The 22,556-nt window shown below is 63.2% G+C and carries 22 protein-coding genes; 12 read left to right on the forward strand and 10 right to left on the reverse strand.

Features of this window, described 5'->3' with window-relative positions; all coding sequences use genetic code 11:
- Positions 1-2 precede the first annotated feature (2 nt).
- Genes HU763_RS00350 through HU763_RS00360 form a run of 3 tightly spaced genes read left to right on the forward strand, consistent with a single transcriptional unit; the run spans position 3 to position 2,589 of the window.
- Entirely contained in the window at positions 3-1,076 is a 1,074-nt protein-coding gene (locus tag HU763_RS00350; protein ID WP_186690238.1) for a COX15/CtaA family protein, read from the forward strand.
- Entirely contained in the window at positions 1,061-1,960 is a 900-nt protein-coding gene (gene cyoE, locus HU763_RS00355; RefSeq protein ID WP_186690236.1) for a heme o synthase, read from the forward strand. The genes HU763_RS00350 and cyoE overlap by 16 nt, the downstream gene beginning before the upstream one ends.
- The gene (locus HU763_RS00360; RefSeq protein ID WP_170027655.1) at positions 1,957-2,589 is read left to right on the forward strand and encodes an SCO family protein; all 633 of its coding nucleotides are present in this window, start codon (positions 1,957-1,959) and stop codon (positions 2,587-2,589) included. Before cyoE ends, HU763_RS00360 begins: the two co-directional genes overlap by 4 nt.
- A gap of 122 nt (positions 2,590-2,711) precedes the next feature.
- Here the strand turns inward: HU763_RS00360 and HU763_RS00365 are convergent, their stop codons facing one another.
- From HU763_RS00365 to HU763_RS00375, 3 genes are all read right to left on the reverse strand, one after another.
- Complete coding sequence (locus HU763_RS00365) at positions 2,712-3,482, reverse strand: MetQ/NlpA family ABC transporter substrate-binding protein (RefSeq protein WP_170027657.1); 771 nt, start codon at positions 3,480-3,482, stop codon at positions 2,712-2,714.
- Between the two features lie 64 nt (positions 3,483-3,546).
- On the reverse strand, positions 3,547-4,218 hold the full coding sequence (locus tag HU763_RS00370; protein WP_009683598.1) for a methionine ABC transporter permease: 672 nt from the start codon (positions 4,216-4,218) through the stop codon (positions 3,547-3,549).
- A complete protein-coding gene (locus HU763_RS00375; protein ID WP_170027661.1) occupies positions 4,218-5,225 on the reverse strand; it encodes a methionine ABC transporter ATP-binding protein in 1,008 nt (335 codons plus the stop codon). The genes HU763_RS00370 and HU763_RS00375 overlap by 1 nt, the downstream gene beginning before the upstream one ends.
- A gap of 224 nt (positions 5,226-5,449) precedes the next feature.
- On the opposite strand from HU763_RS00375, the gene katE reads away from it, so the two are divergent.
- Positions 5,450-7,585, forward strand: a complete 2,136-nt coding sequence (gene katE / locus HU763_RS00380; RefSeq protein ID WP_186690234.1) for a catalase HPII — start codon at positions 5,450-5,452, stop codon at positions 7,583-7,585.
- A 109-nt stretch (positions 7,586-7,694) separates the two neighbouring features.
- Here the strand turns inward: katE and HU763_RS00385 are convergent, their stop codons facing one another.
- From HU763_RS00385 to zur, 4 genes are all read right to left on the reverse strand, one after another.
- Positions 7,695-8,402: a PA5502 family lipoprotein gene (locus HU763_RS00385; RefSeq protein ID WP_186690233.1), complete on the reverse strand. Its 708-nt coding sequence runs from the start codon at positions 8,400-8,402 to the stop codon at positions 7,695-7,697.
- A 128-nt stretch (positions 8,403-8,530) separates the two neighbouring features.
- Positions 8,531-9,313 carry a zinc ABC transporter permease subunit ZnuB gene (znuB, locus tag HU763_RS00390; RefSeq protein WP_170027667.1) on the reverse strand — a complete coding sequence of 261 codons (783 nt, stop codon included), beginning with the start codon at positions 9,311-9,313 and terminating at the stop codon, positions 8,531-8,533.
- Positions 9,306-10,082: a zinc ABC transporter ATP-binding protein ZnuC gene (gene znuC / locus HU763_RS00395; protein ID WP_170027669.1), complete on the reverse strand. Its 777-nt coding sequence runs from the start codon at positions 10,080-10,082 to the stop codon at positions 9,306-9,308. Before znuC ends, znuB begins: the two co-directional genes overlap by 8 nt.
- Entirely contained in the window at positions 10,079-10,564 is a 486-nt protein-coding gene (zur, locus tag HU763_RS00400; RefSeq protein ID WP_186690231.1) for a zinc uptake transcriptional repressor Zur, read from the reverse strand. The genes znuC and zur overlap by 4 nt, the downstream gene beginning before the upstream one ends.
- A gap of 18 nt (positions 10,565-10,582) precedes the next feature.
- On the opposite strand from zur, the gene HU763_RS00405 reads away from it, so the two are divergent.
- Positions 10,583-11,536 (forward strand): zinc ABC transporter substrate-binding protein, encoded by a 954-nt coding sequence (locus HU763_RS00405; RefSeq protein ID WP_186690229.1) that lies wholly within the window; start codon positions 10,583-10,585, stop codon positions 11,534-11,536.
- A 48-nt stretch (positions 11,537-11,584) separates the two neighbouring features.
- Here HU763_RS00405 and HU763_RS00410 read toward each other — a convergent pair whose 3' ends face one another.
- Positions 11,585-12,535: a homoserine kinase gene (locus HU763_RS00410; RefSeq protein ID WP_170027675.1), complete on the reverse strand. Its 951-nt coding sequence runs from the start codon at positions 12,533-12,535 to the stop codon at positions 11,585-11,587.
- Positions 12,536-12,604: 69 nt separating this feature from the next.
- Complete coding sequence (locus tag HU763_RS00415) at positions 12,605-12,892, reverse strand: DUF2782 domain-containing protein (protein ID WP_170027677.1); 288 nt, start codon at positions 12,890-12,892, stop codon at positions 12,605-12,607.
- Between the two features lie 75 nt (positions 12,893-12,967).
- On the opposite strand from HU763_RS00415, the gene polA reads away from it, so the two are divergent.
- Positions 12,968-15,715 carry a DNA polymerase I gene (polA, locus tag HU763_RS00420; protein WP_186690227.1) on the forward strand — a complete coding sequence of 916 codons (2,748 nt, stop codon included), beginning with the start codon at positions 12,968-12,970 and terminating at the stop codon, positions 15,713-15,715.
- A 355-nt stretch (positions 15,716-16,070) separates the two neighbouring features.
- On the opposite strand, the gene yihA is transcribed toward polA, so the two are convergent.
- A complete protein-coding gene (gene yihA / locus HU763_RS00425; protein ID WP_186690225.1) occupies positions 16,071-16,703 on the reverse strand; it encodes a ribosome biogenesis GTP-binding protein YihA/YsxC in 633 nt (210 codons plus the stop codon).
- A 201-nt stretch (positions 16,704-16,904) separates the two neighbouring features.
- On the opposite strand from yihA, the gene HU763_RS00430 reads away from it, so the two are divergent.
- The 6 genes from HU763_RS00430 (at position 16,905) to HU763_RS00455 (ending at position 22,467) form a co-directional block, all read left to right on the forward strand.
- Positions 16,905-17,207, forward strand: coding sequence for a c-type cytochrome (locus HU763_RS00430; protein ID WP_170027683.1), 303 nt, complete (start codon positions 16,905-16,907; stop codon positions 17,205-17,207).
- Positions 17,208-17,238: 31 nt separating this feature from the next.
- On the forward strand, positions 17,239-17,856 hold the full coding sequence (locus HU763_RS00435) for a c-type cytochrome (protein ID WP_170027685.1): 618 nt from the start codon (positions 17,239-17,241) through the stop codon (positions 17,854-17,856).
- 283 nt (positions 17,857-18,139) lie between these two features.
- The gene (gene dsbA / locus HU763_RS00440; RefSeq protein WP_170027687.1) at positions 18,140-18,772 is read left to right on the forward strand and encodes a thiol:disulfide interchange protein DsbA; all 633 of its coding nucleotides are present in this window, start codon (positions 18,140-18,142) and stop codon (positions 18,770-18,772) included.
- A 12-nt stretch (positions 18,773-18,784) separates the two neighbouring features.
- The gene (locus tag HU763_RS00445) at positions 18,785-19,639 is read left to right on the forward strand and encodes an endonuclease/exonuclease/phosphatase family protein (protein WP_170027689.1); all 855 of its coding nucleotides are present in this window, start codon (positions 18,785-18,787) and stop codon (positions 19,637-19,639) included.
- 27 nt (positions 19,640-19,666) lie between these two features.
- Positions 19,667-21,598, forward strand: a complete 1,932-nt coding sequence (locus HU763_RS00450; protein WP_186690223.1) for a GGDEF domain-containing protein — start codon at positions 19,667-19,669, stop codon at positions 21,596-21,598.
- Between the two features lie 80 nt (positions 21,599-21,678).
- Positions 21,679-22,467: an N-acetylmuramoyl-L-alanine amidase gene (locus HU763_RS00455; RefSeq protein WP_186690221.1), complete on the forward strand. Its 789-nt coding sequence runs from the start codon at positions 21,679-21,681 to the stop codon at positions 22,465-22,467.
- Positions 22,468-22,556: the final 89 nt, after the last annotated feature.

Here is a 22,556-nt window from a genome sequence, read left to right on the forward strand (position 1 = left end):
CCATGGCCAGACCCGGATTCCGCCTTGCTGTGTTCGCCACCTTGCTGGCGCTGCTGGTCGTCCTGCTCGGTGCCTATACCCGCCTGACCCACGCCGGCCTCGGTTGCCCCGACTGGCCAGGCTGTTATGGCTTTATCAGCGTGCCCAAGAGCGAAGCGCAGCTGGCCCATGCCGAGCTGCATTTTCCCGATCACCCGGTGGAAGCTGCCAAGGGTTGGGCCGAGATGGTGCATCGCTACTTCGCCGGTACGCTGGCGCTGGTAATCGCCCTGCTCGCGTTCCAGGCGGTGCGCCGTCATGCCCGCGATGGCCAGCCTTATCGTCTGCCCTTGCTGCTGCTGGGCGTGGTGCTGGCCCAGGCCGCTTTCGGCATGTGGACCGTTACCCTGCAACTCTGGCCGCAAGTGGTAACTGCCCACCTGTTGGGCGGCTTCACCACGCTGAGCTTGCTGTTCCTGTTGTCCCTGCGTCTATCCCGGGCATTTGCGCCTTTGCCAAAATTGCCGCTGAGCCTTCGTCGGGTCGCTGCGCTGGCGTTGCTGATAGTGATTGGCCAGATCGCCCTGGGTGGTTGGGTCAGCTCCAATTACGCCGCCGTGGCCTGCATCGACTTGCCCACCTGTCACGGTGAGTGGTGGCCGGCAGCCGACTTCAGCAATGGTTTCCACCTGACCCAGCAGGTCGGCCCGAATTACCTGGGCGGCCAGCTCGACAGCGACGCTCGCACCGCTATCCACATCAGCCACCGCCTGGGAGCGCTGGCAGTGACGCTAGTGCTGTTGCTGCTCAGCTGGAAGCTGCACCGCAACCAGCTCAATGGCCTGGCGCGCCTGGTGTTGCTGGCGTTGGCGCTACAGGTGAGCCTGGGCCTGGCCAATGTGCTGTTGCACCTGCCACTGGCCGTCGCCGTGGCGCACAACGCTGGCGGGGCGCTGCTGCTGCTGACCATGGTTTTCCTGAACTACCGCATCCGGGTGGCTGACCAAATTCATATCAGCCATGGCTGGCGCCTGACGCCGATGGCCGGCGCGGGCGTCGCCCCACACCCGAGGAATGCACTGTGGCGACGCTTCTGAAAGCACAGGGACAACGTGCCGGCTGGCGCGACTACCTGGAACTGACCAAGCCCAAGGTGGTGGTGCTGATGCTGATCACCTCGCTGGTGGGCATGCTGCTCGCCACCCGTGCCGGGGTGGCGTGGCAGGTGCTGGTGTTCGGCAACCTCGGTATCGGCTTGTGCGCGGGCGGGGCGGCGGTGGTCAATCACGTCGTGGACCGGCGTATCGATGCGTTGATGGCGCGTACCCACAAGCGCCCTCTGGCCCAAGGGCGCGTCGAGCCGCTGCCAGCGCTGCTGTTTGCCTTGGGCCTGGCGCTGGTGGGGATGGCCTTGTTGCTGGTGTTCACCAATCCCCTCACGGCCTGGCTGACCCTGGCTTCGCTGGTGGGTTATGCAGTGATCTATACCGGCTTTCTCAAGCGTGCCACGCCACAGAACATCGTCATCGGCGGCCTGGCCGGGGCCGCCCCGCCGCTGCTTGGCTGGGTCGCGGTCAGCGGGCATGTCAGTGCCGAACCGCTGTTGCTGGTGCTGATCATCTTTGCCTGGACACCACCGCATTTCTGGGCCCTGGCCATTCACCGCAAGGCGGAATACGCCAAGGCCGACATCCCCATGCTGCCGGTGACCCACGGCGAGCGCTACACCAAGCTGCATATCCTGCTGTACACCCTGGTGCTGCTGGCGATCACCCTGCTGCCCTATGTCATCCACATGAGTGGCCCGCTGTACCTGGCCTGTGCCGTCCTGCTGGGCGCGCGCTTCCTCCATTGGGCCTGGGTGTTGTACCGTGGCAGCCGGCCGCACGCGGCGATCGGCACCTTCAAGTACTCTATCGGCTACCTGTTCGCGCTGTTCATCGCGTTGCTCGTTGACCACTACCTGTTGCTGAACTTATGACCCGAACCCAGAAAACCGTCTTCATCCTCGTTGCCCTGGTCGCGCTGATTCTGGGCCTGACCGTCAACAAGGTGCTCAATGGCCGCGGCCAACCCAATCCGACCGAGCTGATCGATGCCGGCATCATCCTGCTGCCGCAGAGCCGTGCCGTGGCCGACGTCACCATGACCAACCAGGATGGCCAGCCGGTGCGCCTGGATGACCTGAAAGGCAAATGGTCGCTGTTGTTCTTTGGCTACACGTATTGCCCGGATATCTGCCCGACCACCCTGGCACAACTGCGCCAAGTCAAGAGCGAGCTGCCCAAGGAGGCGGTCGATCGGCTGCAGGTGGTGCTGGTGAGCGTGGACCCGAACCGTGACACACCGACCCAGCTGAAACAGTACCTGGGTTATTTCGACAAGGACTTCGTCGGGGTGGCGGGGTCGATCGAGGATACCCAGAAGCTGGCCAATGCCTTGAGCATTCCGTTCATTCCGGCGGATACCAGCAAGCCAGGCTACACCGTGGACCACAGCGGCAACCTGGCGGTTGTGGGGCCGGACGGGCGCCAGCGCGGGTTCATTCGGGCACCGTTCAACAACCAGAAACTGGTGGCGCAGTTGCCGGGGCTGGTGAAGCGGGACTGAGTGGGGCCCCTGAAAAGCTTCGCGGGCACGCCCGCTCCCACAGAGATATCACCAGGCCTGAGGCTAGCGATGTACCTGTGGGAGCGGGCGTGCCCGCGAAAAATCCAGCGCGATAGTTCGGATCAGAACGCCGGAACCACAGCGCCCTTGTACTTCTCGTTGATGAACTGCTTGACCTCAGGCGAGTGCAGCGCCGCGGCCAGCTTCTTCATCGCCTCCGAGTCCTTGTTGTCCGGGCGGGCGACCAGGATGTTCACGTATGGCGAATCGCTGCCTTCGATCACCAGCGCGTCTTTTTCCGGGTTCAGCTTGGCTTCCAGCGCATAGTTGGTGTTGATCAGGGCAGCATCGACCTGGGTCAGTACGCGTGGGATGGTGGCTGCTTCCAGCTCACGGAATTTCAGGCCTTTCGGGTTCTCGGCAACATCCTTCACGGTGGACAGGATGTTCTTGTTGTCCTTGAGCTTGATCACGCCGGCCTTGTCCAGCAACAGCAGGGCGCGGCCACCGTTGGTAGCGTCGTTGGGGATGACCACGGTGGCGCCGGAGGACAGCTGGTCCAGCTTCTTGATCTTGGCCGAGTACACGCCCAGCGGCTCGATGTGCACGCCAGTCACGCTGACCAGCTGGGTGCCCTTGGCCTTGTTGAACTCATCCAGGTACGGCTGGTGCTGGAAGAAGTTGGCATCCAGGCGCTTTTCCGCCACTTGCACGTTCGGCTGGATGTAGTCGGTGAATTCCTTGACCTTCAGCTCCACACCCTCTTTTGCCAGGGCAGGTTTGACGAAGTTGAGGATTTCGGCGTGTGGCACCGGGGTGGCGGCGACGGTCAGGGACTCGGCGTGGGCCGAGAAGGCCGCGACAGCGGCGACAACAGCAAGCAGCTTCTTCATTGATCACTCCTTGTGAGGGCCGCGACGGCCCCCGAACGGGTCGGCCGGGCCGACCCCATTGGGGTTATTTACGGGAAAAATGCACGACCAGTTTGTCGCCCACGCTTTGCAGTACTTGAACCAGTACCAGCAGCAGAACCACGGTTACCACCATCACATCGGTCTGGAAACGCTGGTAACCGAAGCGAATGGCCAGGTCGCCAAGGCCGCCGGCACCCACCACGCCCGCCATGGCGGTGTACGACACCAGGGTGATGGCGGTCACGGTAATGGCCGCGAAGATGCCCGGGCGGGCCTCCGGCAGCAATGCACTGGTGATGATCTGGCGGGTAGTGGCGCCCATCGACTGGGTGGCTTCGATGATGCCGCGGTCCACTTCACGCAGGGCGGTTTCCACCAGGCGTGCGAAGAACGGTGTGGCACCGACGACCAGTGGCGGAATGGCACCCGCGACGCCCAGCGAAGTGCCGGTGATCAGCACGGTGATCGGGATCATCACGATCAGGAGGATGATGAACGGCAGCGAACGCAGGATGTTGACGACCAGCGACAGCAACGCGTACACGCCCTTCTGTTCGAACATCTGCTTGGGGCCGCAGAGGAACAGCAACACGCCCAGCGGCAAGCCCAGCAGCACGGTGAAGAACAGCGAGCCGAACAGCATGATCATGGTATCGACGGTGGCCAGCCAGATTTCGGCCCAGTCGACGTTGGCGAAGAAATTCAGGGCGTCCATCAACGCAGTACCTCCATATGTACGTCAGCTGCCTTGAAGCGGGTGAACGCCGCTTCCATGTCACCGCCGATCAGGGCGAGAGTCAGCTGGCCATAGGGCACGTCCTTGATGCGGTCGATGCGCCCGGCGAGGATGCTGTAGTCCACACCGGTTTCACGGGCGACGGTGCCCAGCAGCGGTGCATAGGTGGCGTCGCCCTGGAAGGTCAGGCGCACGATGCGTCCTGGCACGTGGGCAAAGTCGTCGCGCTGCTCGCCTTCGTCGACCTGCTCGTCTTCCTGGACAAAGCGTTTGGTGGTGGGGTGCTGCGGGTGCAAGAACACCTCGGCCACCGGGCCTTGCTCGACGATCTGGCCGGCGTCCATCACCGCCACGCGGTCGCACACCCGGCGGATCACGTCCATCTCGTGGGTGATCAGCACGATGGTCAGCTTCAGCTCACGGTTGATCTCGGCCAGCAATTGCAGGACCGAGGCCGTGGTCTGTGGGTCGAGGGCGCTGGTGGCCTCGTCGCACAGCAGGATCTTCGGGTTGGTGGACAAGGCGCGGGCGATGCCGACGCGCTGCTTCTGGCCGCCGGACAACTGCGCCGGGTACTTCCTGGCGTGGTCGGAAAGGCCGACACGGGCCAGCAGCTCGGTGACACGCTTGTCGATTTCGCTGCGCGACAGTTCGCCGGCCAGGGTCAGGGGCAGGCCGACGTTGTCGGCGACGGTCTTGGAGGCCAGCAGGTTGAAGTGCTGGAAAATCATCCCGACCTGCTGGCGGAAGCCGCGCAACTGGCTGGCGTTGAACGCGGTGACATCTTCGCCGTCGACGATGATCTTGCCGCCGGAAGGTTCTTCCAGGCGGTTGATCAGGCGCAGCATGGTGCTCTTGCCGGCGCCGGAATGGCCGATCAGGCCGAACACCTGGCCATTCTCGATGGTCAGGGTGGTCGGATTCAGTGCGGGAATTTCCCTACCGGCAACGCGGTAGGTCTTGTGTACCTGTTGGAACTCGATCACGTAGCGAACCTTGTGGGGCGCATGGAAATTTGGGTCAGCGGTTGGCTGGGGTCGCGCATTTTAGCCTTTTCCAATAGCTGTTCTTAGCATTTATTTCGTATTGCACCAATCCTTCGGGCATATCGCGACAACCGGTAAAGTCAATTGAACGCAACCAAGCGGCCTCCAGTCACTACTTGAACATGCCCTGAAGGGCGGCCTGAAGACGGATGAGGAGAGCCACGATGCCCAGCAAGAAGACGGATTCGCCAAGACACAGCCAGCTCGCCGGCACCGATACGCCTGACCGTGCCAATACCAATGCCAAGCTGCAAAGCCTGGAAGACGTACGCAGCGATGCCACCGGCCAGGCACTGCGTACCAACCAGGGCGTGCGCATCGCCGACAACCAGAACACCCTGAAGGCTGGCGACCGCGGCCCCTCGCTGCTTGAAGATTTCATCATGCGCGAGAAGATCACCCACTTCGACCACGAGCGAATTCCGGAGCGCATCGTGCATGCCCGGGGCACCGGGGCACATGGCTATTTCCAGAGCTATGGCGACCACGCAGCGCTGACCAAGGCAGGTTTTTTGCGCGATCCGGCAAAAATCACTCCCGTCTTCGTGCGCTTTTCCACGGTACAGGGCCCGCGCGGGTCGGCCGACACCGTGCGTGACGTGCGCGGTTTTGCAGTCAAGTTCTATACCGATGAAGGCAACTTCGACCTGGTTGGCAACAACATGCCGGTGTTCTTCATCCAGGATGCGATCAAGTTCCCGGATTTCGTCCACGCTGTGAAGCCGGAGCCGCACAACGAGATCCCTACCGGTGCCTCGGCCCACGACACTTTCTGGGATTTTGTCTCGCTGGTGCCGGAGTCGGCCCATATGGTGATGTGGGCAATGTCGGACCGCGCGATCCCGCGCAGCCTGCGGATGATGGAAGGGTTCGGCGTGCACACCTTCCGCCTGGTCAACGACCAGGGCGTGGCCAGCTTCGTCAAGTTCCACTGGAAACCGCGTCAGGGCGTGCATTCGTTACTGTGGGACGAAGCACAGAAGCTGGCGGGGAAAGACCCCGACTTCCAGCGCCGCGACCTGTGGGAAGCCATCGAGACGGGCGATTACCCGGAGTGGGAGCTGGGTGTGCAGATCGTGCCGGAAGCCGACGAGCACAAGTTCGACTTCGACTTGCTGGACCCGACCAAGATCATCCCGGAAGAACTGGTCCCGGTTACACCGCTGGGCAAGATGGTGCTGAACCGCAACCCGGACAACTTCTTTGCCGAAGTGGAACAGGTGGCGTTCTGCCCAGGCCATATCGTGCCGGGCATCGACTTCAGCAACGACCCGCTGCTGCAGGGCCGGCTGTTCTCCTACACCGACACCCAGCTTAGCCGCCTGGGCGGACCGAACTTCCACCAGATCCCGATCAACCGCCCGGTCGCCCCCAACCACAACAACCAACGCGATGCCCTGCATCAGCATGTGGTACACAAAGGGCGCGCCTCCTACGAGCCGAACTCCATCGATGGCGGCTGGCCGAAAGAAACCCCGCCGGCGGCGCAGGATGGCGGTTTCGAGAGCTACCAGGAGCGCATCGATGCATACAAGATCCGCCAGCGCAGCGAATCGTTCGGCGACCATTTTTCCCAGGCGCGGCTGTTCTTCCAGAGCATGAGCCCAACCGAGCAGCAGCACATCATCAAGGCCTACAGCTTCGAGCTGGGCAAGGTCGAGCGCGAGGCGATCCGGGCGCGGGAAGTGAACGAAATCCTGGCCAACATCGACCTCAAGCTGGCGGCGGCGGTGGCGGCAAACCTCGGCCTGCCCGCACCAACGGCGGGTACCGTGCAGGTGAAGGGCAGCCAGTTGGCCCAGTCGCCCGCGCTGAGCCAGCTGAATCACCCGGGTGTGGTCGGTATCAAGGGGCGCAAGATCGCGGTACTGGTGGCGGATGGTGTGGACGCTGCCAGCGTGGACAAGCTGGTCAAAGCCTTGGAAGCACACAGTGCCCGACCATTGCTTCTTGGGCCGACCTCAGCACCGGTGAAGGCTGCGGACGGCAAGCAACTACCGGTGGATGCCTCCATGGAGGGGATGCCATCGATCATGTTCGATGGGATTGTCGTGCCTGGTGGCCAGGCTTCGAACGATGCGCTGGCGGCCAGCGGCTTGGCCAGGCACTTCCTGTTGGAGAGCTACAAGCACCTGAAGGCGATGGTGTTGTCCAAAGAGCTTTTGGGCAGCTTGGGGCTGAAAGAGGACAAGGGGTTGCTGCTGGGAGATGAGCAGAAGACCGTGGATGCCTTCGTAAAAGCGGTAGAACGGCATCGGGTGTGGGAGCGGGAGGCGGCTGCGGAGGCTGTGCCGGCCTAAGGGGCTGCTGCGCAGCCCATCGCGACACAAGGCCGCTCCTACAGGAGATCGCGTCCTTTGTAGGAGCGGCCTTGTGTCGCGAAAGGGGCGCGCAGCGCCCCCGGCGTTCTTAACGCTGGTGCGGAACCAGAACCACCTGCGCCGGCAGCGATCGCTGGATCTCGTGCTTCTGCTTCAACTCGAACCCGCTGTCGATCTTGCGCACGCGCTTCTCCAGCAAGGTCTTCAGCCAAGGCGCATCCTCGGTGCGCGGCACCTGGAACACCACGTCGCACTGGTAGCTGACCACGTCGGCAGCAATGTCATCCAGTTGGCGGCGCATGGCGCGGCTGTCGGTGGTTTTCAAGGCCACCACGGTGCTGGGCGCCGTCGGGTCGATGATCCGCGCCTTGGGCTTGGCTTCGGCGGCTTTCAACGCTGCCTCGGCTTTTTCCAGCTCGGCTTTGCGGGCCTGGGTCACGGCATCGCCACCGGTCACTGCCGGGGCCTGCGGCATCAGTGCACGAGCGCGGGCCAGGGCGGTGGCCGCCGCGTTCACATCGCCCTTTTGCAGGAACACCTGGCTGCGCTGCAGGTAGGCCTCGGCCAACTGGCGCTGGTATTGCTCCAGGCGCGCGTCAGCCGGCGACTGGGCCTGCAGGGCGGCCAGCTGGTCTTCGGCGGTTGCCAGCTCGTTGCTGGCGATGTTCTGTTGCAACTGCTGCCAGGCATCGGCTTGGGCAGGTACGGCGGCCTGTTCGACCGGCGCGCTGGTACAGGCAGCCAGGAACAGGGAAAACGCGGCAACAAGCAGATAACGGGAGGCGAACGGCTTCATTCCTGCGACTCTCTATTTGCGCAAAAAGCGAGCAAGTCTACACCCAGGTGCGCACGCTCGAAAACAAGTCTTACAGACCCTTTACGTGCGAAAAGGTTGCAGGGCGCGCCTTCACGCGCCCTGTTTTTTCAGCGTTTGGGCAGGGCCAGGCTCAGCAAGAATAGCACCGCCGCGCACACCACGATCGACGGGCCGGCGGGGGTGTCCTTGAACCAGGACATGGCCAGGCCACCGCATACCGCAGTCACGCCCAGCAGGCTGGCGCCCAGGGCCATCTGCTCGGGAGAGCGGGCGTGGCGCTGTGCCGCAGCGGCGGGGATGATCAGCAACGAGGTAATCAGCAGCACGCCGACGATCTTCATGGCCACGGCAATCACCACCGCGATCAGCAGCATCAGTGCCATGCGCAGGCCGGCTACGGGCAGGCCTTCGACCATGGCCAGCTCTTCGTGCACGGTGATGGCCAACAGCGGCCGCCACAGCATGGCGAGCAGCAGCAGGACCAGCACGCTGCCGCCGAGGATCCAGGCCAGGTCGGTGGGGCTGATGGCCAGCAGGTCGCCGAACAGATAGGCCATCAGGTCGATGCGCACGTCATGCATGAAACTCAGTACCACAAGGCCCAGCGACAAGGTGCTGGGGGCGAGGATGCCGAGCAGGGTATCGGAGGCCAGCGGCTGGCGCTGCTGCAAGGTGACCAGCAGGATCGCCAGCAGGAGGCAGCCTACGGTTACCGCCAGCGCCGGGCTGACGTCCAGGGCAAAGCCGAGGGCTACACCAAGCAGGGCGGCGTGGGACAGGGTGTCGCCAAAATAGGCCATGCGCCGCCACACCACGAAGGAGCCCAGCGGGCCGGCCACCAGCGCCAGGGACAAACCGGCAAGCAGGGCGTAGAGAAGAAAATCAGCCATGCTTGCAGTGCGCTCCGTGAACATGGGTGCCAGGGGCGACCACCGAGCCGTGCAGGTCGTGGCTGTGGTCGTGATGGTGGTGATAGATGGCCAGGCTGGGTGCGGCGGCCTGGCCGAACAGCTCGACGAATGCCGGGTCGCCGCTGACTTGCTCGGGGTGGCCCGAGCAGCATACGTGGCGGTTCAGGCACACCACCTGGTCGGTGGCGCTCATGACCAGGTGCAGGTCGTGGGAAACCATCAGCACGCCACAGCCGTGGCGGTCGCGCAGGCGGGTAATGAGGTTGTACAGCTCGGCCTGGCCGACCACGTCGACGCCCTGCACCGGTTCGTCGAGCACCAGTAGCTGGGGTTCGCGCAGCAGGGCACGGGCCAGCAGCACGCGTTGCATCTCGCCACCGGAAATGGTCTGGATCGGGCTGTCGATGACCTGCTCGGCTCCCACTTCCTGCAAGGCCGACAAGGCTGCTGCACGGTCTACTCCGGGCACCAGGCGCAGGAAGCGCAGCACCGACAGCGGCAGCGTGGCATCCACCTGGATCTTCTGCGGCATGTAGCCAATGCGCAGCTTCGGCTTGCGCCAGACCTTGCCGTGGTGCGGCTTCAGCAGGCCGAGCACGGCGCGCACCAGGGTGGTCTTGCCCGCGCCGTTGGGGCCGATCAGGGTAACGATCTGGCCGGGTGCAACCGACAGGTCGATGCTATCGAGCACCGCCTCGCCGCCGAAGGTGACACCGACCTGCTCCAGGCGGATCAGTGCATCGCTCATGCCGCGCTCCGGCAGTTGCTGCACAGGCCAACCACCTCCACGGTCTGACCCTCGACCGTGAAGCCTACGCCCTTGGCGCTGTTGATGATGGCTTGGCTGATGCTGTCCTGTTCCAGCTCGATGGCCACATGGCAGGCCTTGCAGATCAGGAACTGGCCCTGATGCACATGTTCTGGGTGGCTGCAGCCGATGAAGGCGTTGAGCGAGGCGATGCGGTGTACCAGGCCGTTCTCCAGCAGGAAATCCAGCGCGCGATATACCGTAGGCGGCGCGGCGCGGCGGCCATCCTGCTCGCTGAGCACGGCGAGGATGTCGTAGGCACCCAGCGGCTTGTGGCTTTGCCACACCAGTTCCAGTACCCGGCGGCGCAGCGCGGTCAGGCGCAGGCCCTGGCGGGTGCACAAGGCGTCGGCTTCAGCCAGTGCGCTGTGCACGCAATGGGAATGATCGTGAGGACGGTTGGCCAGCGGCGTGATGGACATGGGCAGCGACGGTTCTTTATGGAGACGTTATTATGTTACCTGTTTCTGACGACTCGAGTACTCACCGTGTCCCGATTCCTAGCTCTGTTTGTCGCTTTTATCGCATTTTCCGCCCAGGCCGACGTACGTGTGCTGACTACTATCAAACCCCTGCAGCAGATTGCCGCTGCGGTGCAGGATGGTGTCGGCAGCCCCGAGGTATTGCTGCCGCCGGGGGCGTCGCCGCACCACTATGCGCTGCGCCCGTCCGATGTACGGCGGGTGGCGGACGCCGACCTGCTGTACTGGATCGGCCCGGACATGGAGAACTTCCTGCCGCGAGTGCTGGGCAATCGCAGCAAGCCCACAGTGGCCGTGCAGTCGCTGCCGGGCATGAAGTTGCGCCACTTTGGCGAGGACAGCCAGTCCCATGAAGAAGACCATGATGACCATGATCACGACCACCGCCCGGGCAGCCTGGACGCGCACTTGTGGCTATCGTCGGTCAACGCGCGTGTTATTGCTGCGAAGATGGCGACGGACCTGGCCCAGGTCGACCCGGCCAATGCGGCGCGCTACCAGAGCAACCTGAAGGCGTTCGACGAGCGCCTGGACGCACTGGACGGGCGGATCAAGGCGCGCGTGGCCGGTATTGCCGGCAAGCCGTACTTCGTGTTCCACGAAGCGTTCGATTATTTCGAAGCCGAGTACGGCCTGAAGCATACCGGCGTGTTCACCGTGGCAGCCGAGGTGCAGCCCGGCGCGCAGCATGTGGCCGCGATGCGCAAACGCCTGCAGGAAGTGGGCAAGACCTGTGTGTTCAGCGAGCCGCCGTTGCGACCGCGCCTGGCCGAAACCTTGACCGCCGGCTTGCCGGTGCGCCTGGCCGAGCTGGATGCCTTGGGCGGTAGCGAGCCTGTGGATGGCAAGGGCTATGAGCGCTTGCTGGAAAAGCTGGGTAGCGACCTGGCCGGATGCCTGGAGCAGCTCTAGCCTGTACCGACCTCTTCGCGGACGTGCCCGCGAAGAGGCAAAAGTGCATTAGAGGGCGAACGGCAGGTGCAAGGCCACCTGCCGGCGCTGCGCCAGGCGCACTTCGAACTCGCTCGGGTCGTGGATCATCACGTCCATTCCGGCAAACGATTCTGCAGCAATCAGGCGCGACAGCCAGAAGCGTACGCACCCTACCCGCAACATTTCCGGCCACAGCTCGGCCTCGGCAGCGGTAAATGGCCGCAACGCCGCGTAAGCGGCCAGCAGCGCCTGGGCACGCGGTACATCCACAGCGCCGTGCTCATCCAGGCACCAGTCGTTCACGGTGATGGCGATGTCATACAGCATCGGCCCGGAACACGCATTGTAGAAGTCGATTACACCGGTCAGGTGGGTGCCTTCGAACATCACGTTGTCGCGGAACAGGTCGGCGTGCAGATTGGCCCGTGGCAGGGCCAGGATCTGCGCCTTGTGCGCGCGGATTTCATCCAGCGCCGGTTGCAGCAGAGCGGCTTGCTCGGTGGTCAGGCGCGGCAGCAGCTCGGCACCGGAAGCCAGCATCCAGTCCAGGCCACGGTCGGTACGGCGCTCGATGATGTGCTCGCGGGTGGCCAGGTGAATGTGCGCCAGCAATTCGCCGACCTGGGCGCAGTGCTGGGCGTTCGGCGCCTTGATGTGCTTGCCCGACAGCCGTGGCTGCAACAGCGCTGGCTTGCCACACAGTTCACGCAGGCCGTTGCCGTCGCGGTCCCGTATCGCATAGGGCACTGGCATGTCGGCGGCGTGCAGGGTATCGAGCAGCTCGATGAAGAACGGCATGTCCTCGCTGGGCCCGCGCTCGATCAGCGTCAGGACGAACTCCCCCTGTTCGAGGCTGACGAAGAAATTGCTGTTCTCGGTGCCGGCGGCAATGCCCTGGAAGTCGAGCAGACGGCCCAGCGCGTACGGTGCCAGAAAGGTTTCCAGCTCAGGCCGGGTCACGGGGGTGAAGACTGACATGATGAAAAGTTGCCCATACGGGCACTTCCGCCGGGAAGTGCCAGGTTGATGTGAACGGTGCGCGTCAGATTACCACTCGAAGATCTTCCAGGACGGAATCAGCATGTCCGGCTGGTCGGATCGAATGAAATTGCCATCAGAGCCATCGGCGCGTACCAGGAAATAAGGCTTGCCGTGTTTCGGCGTGATCTTGATCGCATACAGGAACCCGTTCTGCCGGTATTCCTGGATGGTTTTGTCGCCTTCCGTGCGAATGGTCACCTCGGGATCGGCCGAGGGGGCGTCGTCCGCCGCCAGGGTGACGACAGGCATGGTTGCCAACAGACCGAGCAGTAACAGGCGATTGAGTGTACGCATGATAACCTTGTCCCTTTGTCGTCAATGATTCTGGCTATTCTAGCGCCGGACCCGTCGAAAAGGTTGATTCTGCTCATGAGCCAAGCGCCCCTCGTCCTGGTGGACGGTTCCTCCTACCTGTACCGCGCCTTCCATGCGCTGCCGCCGTTGACCACCTCCAAGGGCATGCCGACCGGCGCGGTGAAGGGGGTGCTGAACATGCTCAAGAGCCTGCGCAAGCAATACCCCGACAGCCTCTTTGCGGTGGTGTTCGACGCCAAGGGCGGCACCTTCCGCGATGCCATGTTCGCCGAGTACAAGGCCAACCGCCCGAGCATGCCGGACGACTTGCGCTTGCAGATCGAGCCGCTGCACGCCAGCGTCAAGGCGCTGGGCTACCCGCTGTTGTGCGTCGAGGGTGTCGAGGCCGACGACGTGATCGGCACCCTGGCGCGCAGCAGCGCCGCCCTTGGCCGGCCGGTGATCATCTCGACCGGTGACAAGGACATGGCGCAGCTGGTGGACGGGCACATTACCTTGGTCAACACCATGACCGGAAGCGTGCTGGACGTTGCTGGCGTGCACGAGAAATTTGGCGTCGGCCCGGAACATATCATCGACTTCCTGGCCCTGATGGGCGACAAGGTCGACAACATTCCCGGCGTGCCGGGTGTCGGCGAAAAAACTGCAGTGGGCCTGCTGACCGGCATCGGCGGCGGCCTCAGCGACCTCTATGCCAACCTGGACAAGGTGCCGACGCTGCCCATTCGCGGCGCCAAGACCCTGCCGGCCAAGCTCGAAGAGCACCGCGACGCGGCGTTCCTGTCGTATGAGCTGGCCACCATCAAGATCGATGTGCCGCTGGATATCGAGGTCGACGCCCTGGTATGCGGGGAGCCGGATCGCGAAGCGCTGCTGGCGTTGTACAGCGAAATGGAGTTCAAGAGCTGGGTCGCCGAAGTGCAGCGCGACGCGGCGAAGGCCGGTGATGACATCGCGCCGATCGCGGAACCGGTGGCCAAGGTCGAGCCCAGGTACGAAACCATTCTTGACCCGGCCCGTTTCCAGGTCTGGCTGGAGAAGCTGCGCCAGGCACCGCTGTTCGCATTCGACACCGAGACCACCAGCCTGGATGCCCAGCAGGCGCAGCTGGTTGGCCTGTCGTTCGCCGTCGAGCCGCATGAAGCGGCCTACGTGCCGCTGGCCCATGATTACGAGGGAGCGCCAGCGCAGTTGGACCGCGACAGCGTGCTGCTGGCACTCAAGCCGTTGCTCGAAGACCCGGCCAAGGCCAAGGTCGGGCAGAACGCCAAATACGATATCAACATCCTCGCCAATGGCACGCCGGCCATCGAAATGCGCGGCGTAGCCTATGACACCATGCTCGAGTCGTATGTGTTGAACTCCACGGCCACCCGGCATGACATGGATAGCCTGGCGCAGAAGTACCTCGACCACACCACCATTGCCTTCGAGGACATCGCCGGCAAGGGCGCCAAGCAGCTGACCTTCAACCAGATCCACCTGGACAAGGCCGGCCCCTACGCCGCCGAAGACGCCGACATCACCCTGCGCCTGCACCACGCGTTGCAGGCGCGCCTGGCGCAGACACCGAGCGTGCAGCCGGTACTGATGGACATCGAGATGCCGCTGGTGCCGGTGCTGGCCAAGATCGAGCGCCAGGGTGCGTTGGTCGATGCTGCGCTGCTGCGGGTGCAGAGTGGCGAGCTGGGGGTGAAGATGGCCGAGCTGGAGCAGCGTGCCTATGAGCTGGCGGGTGAGGAATTCAACCTCGGCTCGCCCAAGCAGCTGGGTGCGATCCTCTATGACAAGCTGGGCATGCCGGTGCTGAGCAAGACCACCAAGGGCCAGCCATCCACTGCAGAAGCGGTGCTCGACGAACTGGCCGAGCAAGGCTATCCGCTGCCTGAGGTATTGATGCAGTACCGCAGCCTGAGCAAGCTCAAGAGCACCTACACGGACAAGCTGCCAGGGCAGATCAACCCGCGCACCGGGCGTATCCACACCTCGTACCAGCAGGCGGTGGCGGCTACTGGCCGGTTGTCCTCGAGCGACCCGAACCTGCAGAACATCCCGATTCGTACGGCCGAAGGGCGGCGCATCCGCCAGGCCTTCGTCGCCAGCCCGGGCTACAAGTTGCTGGCGGCCGACTACTCGCAGATCGAGCTGCGCATCATGGCCCACCTGGCCAAGGATGAAGGCTTGCTGCATGCCTTCCGCAACAACCTGGACGTGCACCGCGCGACGGCGGCGGAAGTGTTCGGCGTGGCCCTGGAAGACGTCACCACCGACCAGCGCCGCAGCGCCAAGGCCATCAACTTCGGCCTGATCTATGGCATGAGCGCGTTTGGCCTGGCCAAGCAGATCGGTGTCGATCGCAAGCAGTCGCAGGACTATATCGACCGCTATTTCACTCGCTACCCTGGCGTACTGGCCTACATGGAGCGCACCCGCGCTCAGGCTGCCGCGCAAGGCTTTGTCGAAACCCTGTTTGGCCGGCGCCTGTACCTGCCGGACATCAATGCCAAGAACCCGGCCTTGCGCAAAGGCGCCGAGCGCACCGCGATCAACGCGCCGATGCAAGGCACCGCGGCCGACATCATCAAGCGCGCCATGGTCAATGTGGATAACTGGCTGAGCGAAAGCGGGCTGGATGCCCGGGTCATCCTCCAGGTTCACGACGAACTGGTGCTGGAGGTACGCGAAGACCTGGTAGACCAGGTCAAAGATGAAATTCGCCAGCGCATGAGCCAGGCGGCGCAGCTGGATGTGCCGTTGCTGGTGGAAGCAGGAATTGGTGCGAATTGGGACGAAGCTCACTGATCGAGCAGGTAAAGCTGTGTAGGATCTGCGACGTAGGGACGCGGATCCTGGCGCCGCTCAGTGCCATGGGTGCTGACGCTTCATGAAACTATCGCAAATAGTTTCCAGGGCTTCGGAACTAAACCGGTGAAGCGGAACTCAGAGTATCTGAATGGCTGGTGAAGCCTTTCGATGCTCCTATGTTGTGTTAAGTGTTGGCAGATATCCGGACCCCGCCCTAGCGGTCCGGACTTGGACCCCGAACTTCCCCCTCCCCATACGAAGTCCGGGGTTTTTTTTGCCCGGAATTCCTTGGTGATGCGGTCTTTGTGTAGGCGCGACACAAGGCCGCGTCTACACGAAGACGCGCAGGCCTTCAGGCCACTGGCTTGTCTTCCAGCTCCATCCAGCCCGCCAGCACCCGGTAGGCCTCTTCCACGCCCAGGCGCTTGGGTGCCGAGAACAGCTGGATGGTCACGCCATCGCCCCAGCCCTTGCGGATTTCCGACTGCACCTTGAGCAGGGTGTTCTTGCCTGCGCCGTGGGTCAGTTTGTCGGCCTTGGTCAGCAGGATGTGCATCGGCATGCTGCTGGCCTTGGCCCAGTCGAGCATCATCTTGTCGAAGTCGGTCATCGGGTGGCGTACGTCCATCATCAGGATGACGCCACGCAGGCATTCACGGCTGCCCAGGTAGGCTTCCAGGTGTTTCTGCCAATGTTGCTTCAGCGGAATCGGCACTTTTGCATAACCGTAGCCCGGCAGGTCGACCAAACGCCGTTCATCGTCCAGACTGAAGAAATTCAACAGCTGGGTGCGCCCGGGGGTTTTCGAGGTACGCGCCAGGCTGGCATGAGTCAGGGTGTTGAGGGCGCTGGATTTGCCGGCGTTGGAGCGGCCGGCGAAAGCCACCTCGTAACCCTGGTCGTCCGGGCATTGTTCGACCTTGGCAGCGCTGAGGGCGAATGTGGCTTTCTGGCAGAGGCCGAGGATGGGGTTCTTGACTTGCATGGGATATCCGATGTGGGTGTTGCCTGACTCTGTAGGCTCGAGCCTGGCAAGCGGTGTCGTTTCCGTTTGGATGGCGGAAGTATATAATGCCCCAGTTTTTGTGTGCTCATTCTCCCGGCAAAGGGGAACGAGCATGGGGTGTCGAACAATAGCTCGCGCAACAGAACGCAGCGCGGCCCCCAACCCTGAAGGTCGTTCCGCATGGCGAAATGGCTGCTTGCTGTCGGTATGTTCCTGCCGTTTTTCAGCGCACAGGCTACACAGGATCCCGAGGTGTTGTACAACCGCACGTGTGCGGCCTGTCACGCCGGGCAGTTGCCACAGGCACCCAGGCAGGGTGATCGGGCAGCATGGGAGCCAAGGCTGGCGCAAGGCATGGAGGTACTGGTGAAGCACGTGACCCAGGGTTTCAAGGCTATGCCGCCGCGTGGATTGTGCATGGACTGCAGTGCCGAGGACTACCGTTTGGTCATCCTTTGGATGAGCGGCAGTCCCGATACATAACATTTCACCCTTAGCCGTGTTGGATTAGCTGATGAACAAACTAGTCGTGAGTCTGCTGTTGACCCTGGGTGTCGCAGGTGCGGCCACTGCTGCGCAACCTATCAAAGGCGATGCCGCCGCCGGCCAGGCCAAGACTGCCGTGTGTGGCGCCTGCCACAACCCCGACGGCAACAGCCTGGCGCCGAACTTCCCGAAACTGGCCGGCCAGGGCCAGCGCTACCTCGAAAAACAACTGCACGATATCAAGTCGGGCAAGCGCACCGTGCTGGAAATGACCGGGATGCTGGCCAATTTCAATGACCAGGACCTGGCTGATATCGCCGCCTACTTCTCCAGCCAGAAAGGCAGCGTTGGCGCTGCCGATCCCAAGCTCGTCGAGCGTGGCCGTGCGCTGTTCAACGGCGGCGACCTGGAGAAGGGCATGCCTGCCTGCACCGGTTGCCATTCGCCCAATGGCGCCGGCATCGCCCTGGCCGGCTTCCCGCACCTGGGCGGCCAGCACGCGCAGTATGTGACCAAGCAGCTCACCGATTTCCGCGAAGGCAACCGCACCAATGATGGCGATGCCATGACCATGCGCACCATCGCCGGCAAACTGAGCAACCACGATATCGAGGCGTTGGCCAGCTACATCCAGGGGCTGCACTGAGACCCTCGACAGCCTGCCATGGCCCTATCGCTGGCAAGCCAGCTGCCACAGGTACTCCATCGCCTGAGGTCGATGCGGTCGAGGTGGGCGCCGGCTTGCCGGCGATAAGGCCATTACAGGCGGCGCATTAACTTTCAGTTAATGTTGTAAGCCAATGATGAAAAGGGCGGCCGGACCGCCCTTTTTTCAGTCCGCAGCCGTTACACTACAGAACTCGAGCCCTTCCCGGCCTGTCACAGTGCAGGTCGCGTCGGGGCGACCCAAGACTGCTCAGGAGTAAAGCATGCGTAAACTGATTCTCAGCGCTGCGCTGGTCGCCGCCAGCGTATTCGGTATGACTGCCGTCCAGGCCGCAGAGCCTGTGGCTGGCAAGGAATACATCGAGCTGAGCAACCCTGTTCCGGTTTCCGTGCCTGGCAAGATCGAAGTCGTCGAGCTGTTCTGGTACGGCTGCCCACACTGCTACCACTTCGAGCCGACCATCAACCCTTGGGTTGAAAAGCTGCCCAAGGACGTCAACTTCAAGCGCGTACCGGCCATGTTCGGTGGCCCATGGGATGCGCACGGCCAGATGTTCCTGACCCTCGAGGCCATGGGCGTCGAGCACAAGGTGCACGCGGCGGTGTTCGATGCCATTCAGAACCAGCACAAGCGCCTGACCGACAAGAATGACATGGCCGAATTCCTCGCCACCCAAGGCGTGGACAAGGACAAGTTCCTGGCCACCTACGACTCGTTCGCCATCAAGGGCCAGGTCAACCAGGCCAAGGAACTGGCGAAGAAGTACGAAATCACCGGCGTACCAAGCATGGTGGTCAACGGCAAGTACCGCTTCGACCTGGGTACCGCCGGCGGGCCGGAAGGCGTGCTGAATGTTGCCGACCAGCTGATCGACAAGGAGCGCGCCGCTAAGTAAGCGGCGCAGCCCATGCCCCGCTTCAGGTCCACGCGTGGCATTGGCCTGCACCAGCCGCAGGTCAACGAGCACCACCTGCAGGCCCCTGGCCTGCCTGAGGATGGTCGCCTGCGGCTGCTCAGTTTCAACATCCAGGTGGGCATCAGCACCGAGCGTTATCGGCATTACCTCACCCGCAGCTGGCAGCACCTGCTGCCGCACAACGGGCGTGCCGGCAACCTGCAGAAGATCGGCAAACTGCTGGGTGACTTCGACCTGGTGGCCTTGCAGGAGGCCGATGGTGGCAGCCTGCGTTCGGGCTACGTCAACCAGGTCGAACACCTCGCCCACCTGGGTGCTTTCCCCTACTGGTACCAGCAGCTCAACCGCAACCTCGGGCGTTTTGCCCAGCACAGCAATGGGGTGCTCAGCCGCATCAAGCCACACGTGCTCGAAGATCATCCGTTACCCGGCCCGGCCGGGCGCGGAGCGATCCTGGTGCGTTTCGGCGAGGGTGACGATGCCCTGATCGTGGTCATGATGCACCTGGCCCTTGGTGCCAAGACCCGCGCGCTGCAGTTGGGCTACATTCGTGAGCTGATTGGCGGCTACCGCCACCAGGTGTTGATGGGTGACATGAACACCCATGCCACCGACCTGCTGGAGCACTCGCCGTTGCGCGACCTGGGCCTGATTGCCCCGCAAGTCGAGGCCACCTTCCCGAGCTGGCGGCCACAGCGTTGCCTGGACCACATCCTGCTCAGCCCAAGCCTCACGCTGGAGCGTGTCGAGGTGCTGGCACAGCCAATTTCTGACCACCTTCCCGTTGCCGTCGAGATTCGATTGCCTGATGCATTGACTGTGGATACGCTGCCGGTCCCGAGCTAATTGCCATCACCGTTTGCGGACCCGGGCATGACTGAAGACGCTGAGCGCTGGAAAGAAAAATACCTTAAAAGCATCGAGCAGCAGGAACGGCTCGAGCGCCGTTGGGAGGCCCGTCTCGACTTGCTGCGCCGCGGCCTGGTCCGCAGCACCCTGGCTGCCGAAGGCAGTGACAAGGTGGTGGACCAGTGCATGAAGGAAATGCGCGAGGTCATCCGCAGCGACAACATGGACGCTGGCCTCGCCGGCCTGATTCCGCGCCTGGAGAAAGCGGTGCTGGATTCCGAGCAGCGTCGGGAAACCCGCATGAACCAGGTCGGTGACGCCTTGACCGCACTGGTTGGCCAACTGCAAGGCCTGCCGCTGCCGAACGAAGTCTCGCGGCCGTTGAAAAAACTGGCGAAGAAGCTCGAAGGCGGCGTCGCCCAGTCACGCGATCTGCCGCCGTTGCTGGGTGAACTGAGCGGCTTGCAGGGCCGCGCACTGTCAGCCCTGGGCAAGCGTGGGGAAGAGGCCCGGCCGGGTTTGTTGCAGCGCCTGTTCGGCAGCCGTGAGGAAGACACCCCAGGCGCACCGACGCCTGTAGCGGTGGCGCCGCCTGCTGTAACCACGCAGCCCCAGGCGATTGATGCCGCGCAGGCCGACGATGTGGATGCGTTGCAGCCGCTGCCAGCCCCCCAAGCCGCTGTTGACGATGTACCTGTGGCGGCGGAGGCCGAGCTGGAAGTGCCTGGCCCGGCGTTGATCGAAACGGCCGAACTATCGCCAGCCCCGTTGCCGCCGCCAGCTGCGCACGACGAACCCCTACCGCAAGCCTCCGGTGGCGAGCTGCTGGCTGAAGCAGAGCCGCCACAAATACCTGAGGAAACCCCTGGCGAAGACGGCACCTATGCCCTGCCGGATGCGGTCGAGCCGCCCTACAGCCAGGTGGCTGCGCATATCGAGCAGACCCTGCTCGGCCTGCTCGATGATCTCAGCCTGCCCGAGCGGCACAAGGCCCAGGCGCTGGAGATGCGTGAACGGGTTGCCCGCGGCCTGAACTGGTATGAGCTGATCCCGGTGCTGGACGACCTGGCTGTGCTGATGCTGGCGATCACCGACAGCGGCCAGCATGAATTCGAAACCTACCTGCAGCAGCTCAACGAACGCCTGGAAGGCTTCCAGAGCCACTTGCACGAGGCCAGTGTTGGCCATGCCGACAACAGTTCTGCTGCCCGCGAGCTGGATAACCAGCTGCGCGAGCACGTCGACGGGCTGCAAAGCAGCGTGCAAGGTGCTGCCGATGTGGACAGCCTCAAGCACATCCTGGACAACCGCCTGGAAGGCTTGCTGGTAACCATGGACCAGCACAAGCATGAGCGCGATCGCCGTGAGCAGGAGCTGGCAGGGCGCCTGCAAGGGTTGTCGGAGCGGGTGGCGAACATGGAGCAGGAGGCGCTCGGCTATCGCGAGCACCTGGAAGAACAGCGGCAGAAAGCCTTGCTCGACCCGCTTACCGGCCTGCCCAACCGTGCGGCATGGAGCGAGCGGGTCGAGCGCGAAATGATCGAGTGGCAGGATAAAGGTGGCCACCTGACGATGGCGATCCTCGACCTTGACCATTTCAAACGCATCAACGACGGCTACGGGCACCTGGCCGGGGACAAGGTATTGAAAATTGTCGCCGACCAGTTGCGCAAGCGCCTGAACGGTCGCGGGTTCATCGCCCGGTTTGGTGGCGAAGAGTTTGTCCTGTTGCTGCCGCAGACCTCGTTGGCAGCGGCTGCCGAGGTGGCCGAGGCTCTGCGCGCTGCCGTCGAGGCGTGCCCGTTCCACTTCAAGGGCGAACGGGTGGTGATCACCACGTCCATCGGCCTGAGTGCGTTCCGTTCCGGCGAGCGTGGCGACCAGGTGCTCAAGCGCGCCGATGCGGCGCTGTACCGGGCCAAGGACCTGGGGCGCAATCGCGTCGAGCAGGGGTAGTCGGCTGTTGCTGAATCGCGGCACGCACGGTACCAGGGGAGCACGTTATACTGTAGCGCTCATACGCTGAGGCCACTGACGTGCTTTCCACGCTTAAAAGAACGCTGATTTCCTTCTTGCTGTTGTCTGTCGCCGGTTGCTCGACGGGCCTGCGCATCGACCGTAGCCATCCTTCGGCCAACCAGGACAACCGTATACAGTTCGTTGTCCTCCATTACACCAATGCTTCGCTGGATAGGTCCCTGGCGTTGCTGACCCATGGCGAAGTCAGCAGTCACTACCTGATTGGCGATGGCCCGGGCACGGTGTACCAGTTGGTGGATGAGAGCCGTCGCGCCTGGCATGCAGGGGATAGCCAGTGGCAGGGGCGAACCTGGCTGAATTCTTCTTCCATTGGTATCGAAATCGTCAACCCAGGCTTTACCGACACGCCGAACGGCCGGGTCTGGCACCCTTACAGCGAAGCGCAGATCCAGTCGCTGATCGCGCTGCTCAAGGACATCGTGAAGCGTAACCACATCGAGCCCCGCCACATCATTGGCCACAGCGACATCGCGCCGCTGCGCAAGCTGGATCCGGGGCCGCTGTTCCCCTGGAAGCGGCTGGCCGATGCCGGGCTGGGGATCTGGCCGGATGCCAATGCAGTGGCGCGCCAGCAGGCCTATTTCAGCGTCAACCCACCCAGTGTCGGCTGGTATCAGCAGGAGTTGGCGCGGTTTGGCTATGCGATCGAGCAAACCGGCGTACTGGATGTCGCCACCCGCCATGTGATCGCCGCATTCCAGATGCGCTTCCGCCCACAGCGTTTCGACGGCATGCCGGATGCCCAGACAGCGGCGATGCTGCAGGTACTCAACCACATGCGTTAAGCCTGTCGCAGCGGCCGGCAGAGGTTCAATCCAGGCGCCAGACGGCAAAGGTGATTCCCGATCCAGTTGCTATACCTTAGTAATCAACT

Origin of the sequence: Pseudomonas anuradhapurensis, from assembly GCF_014269225.2 — a bacterium.
Taxonomy (GTDB): domain Bacteria; phylum Pseudomonadota; class Gammaproteobacteria; order Pseudomonadales; family Pseudomonadaceae; genus Aquipseudomonas; species Aquipseudomonas anuradhapurensis.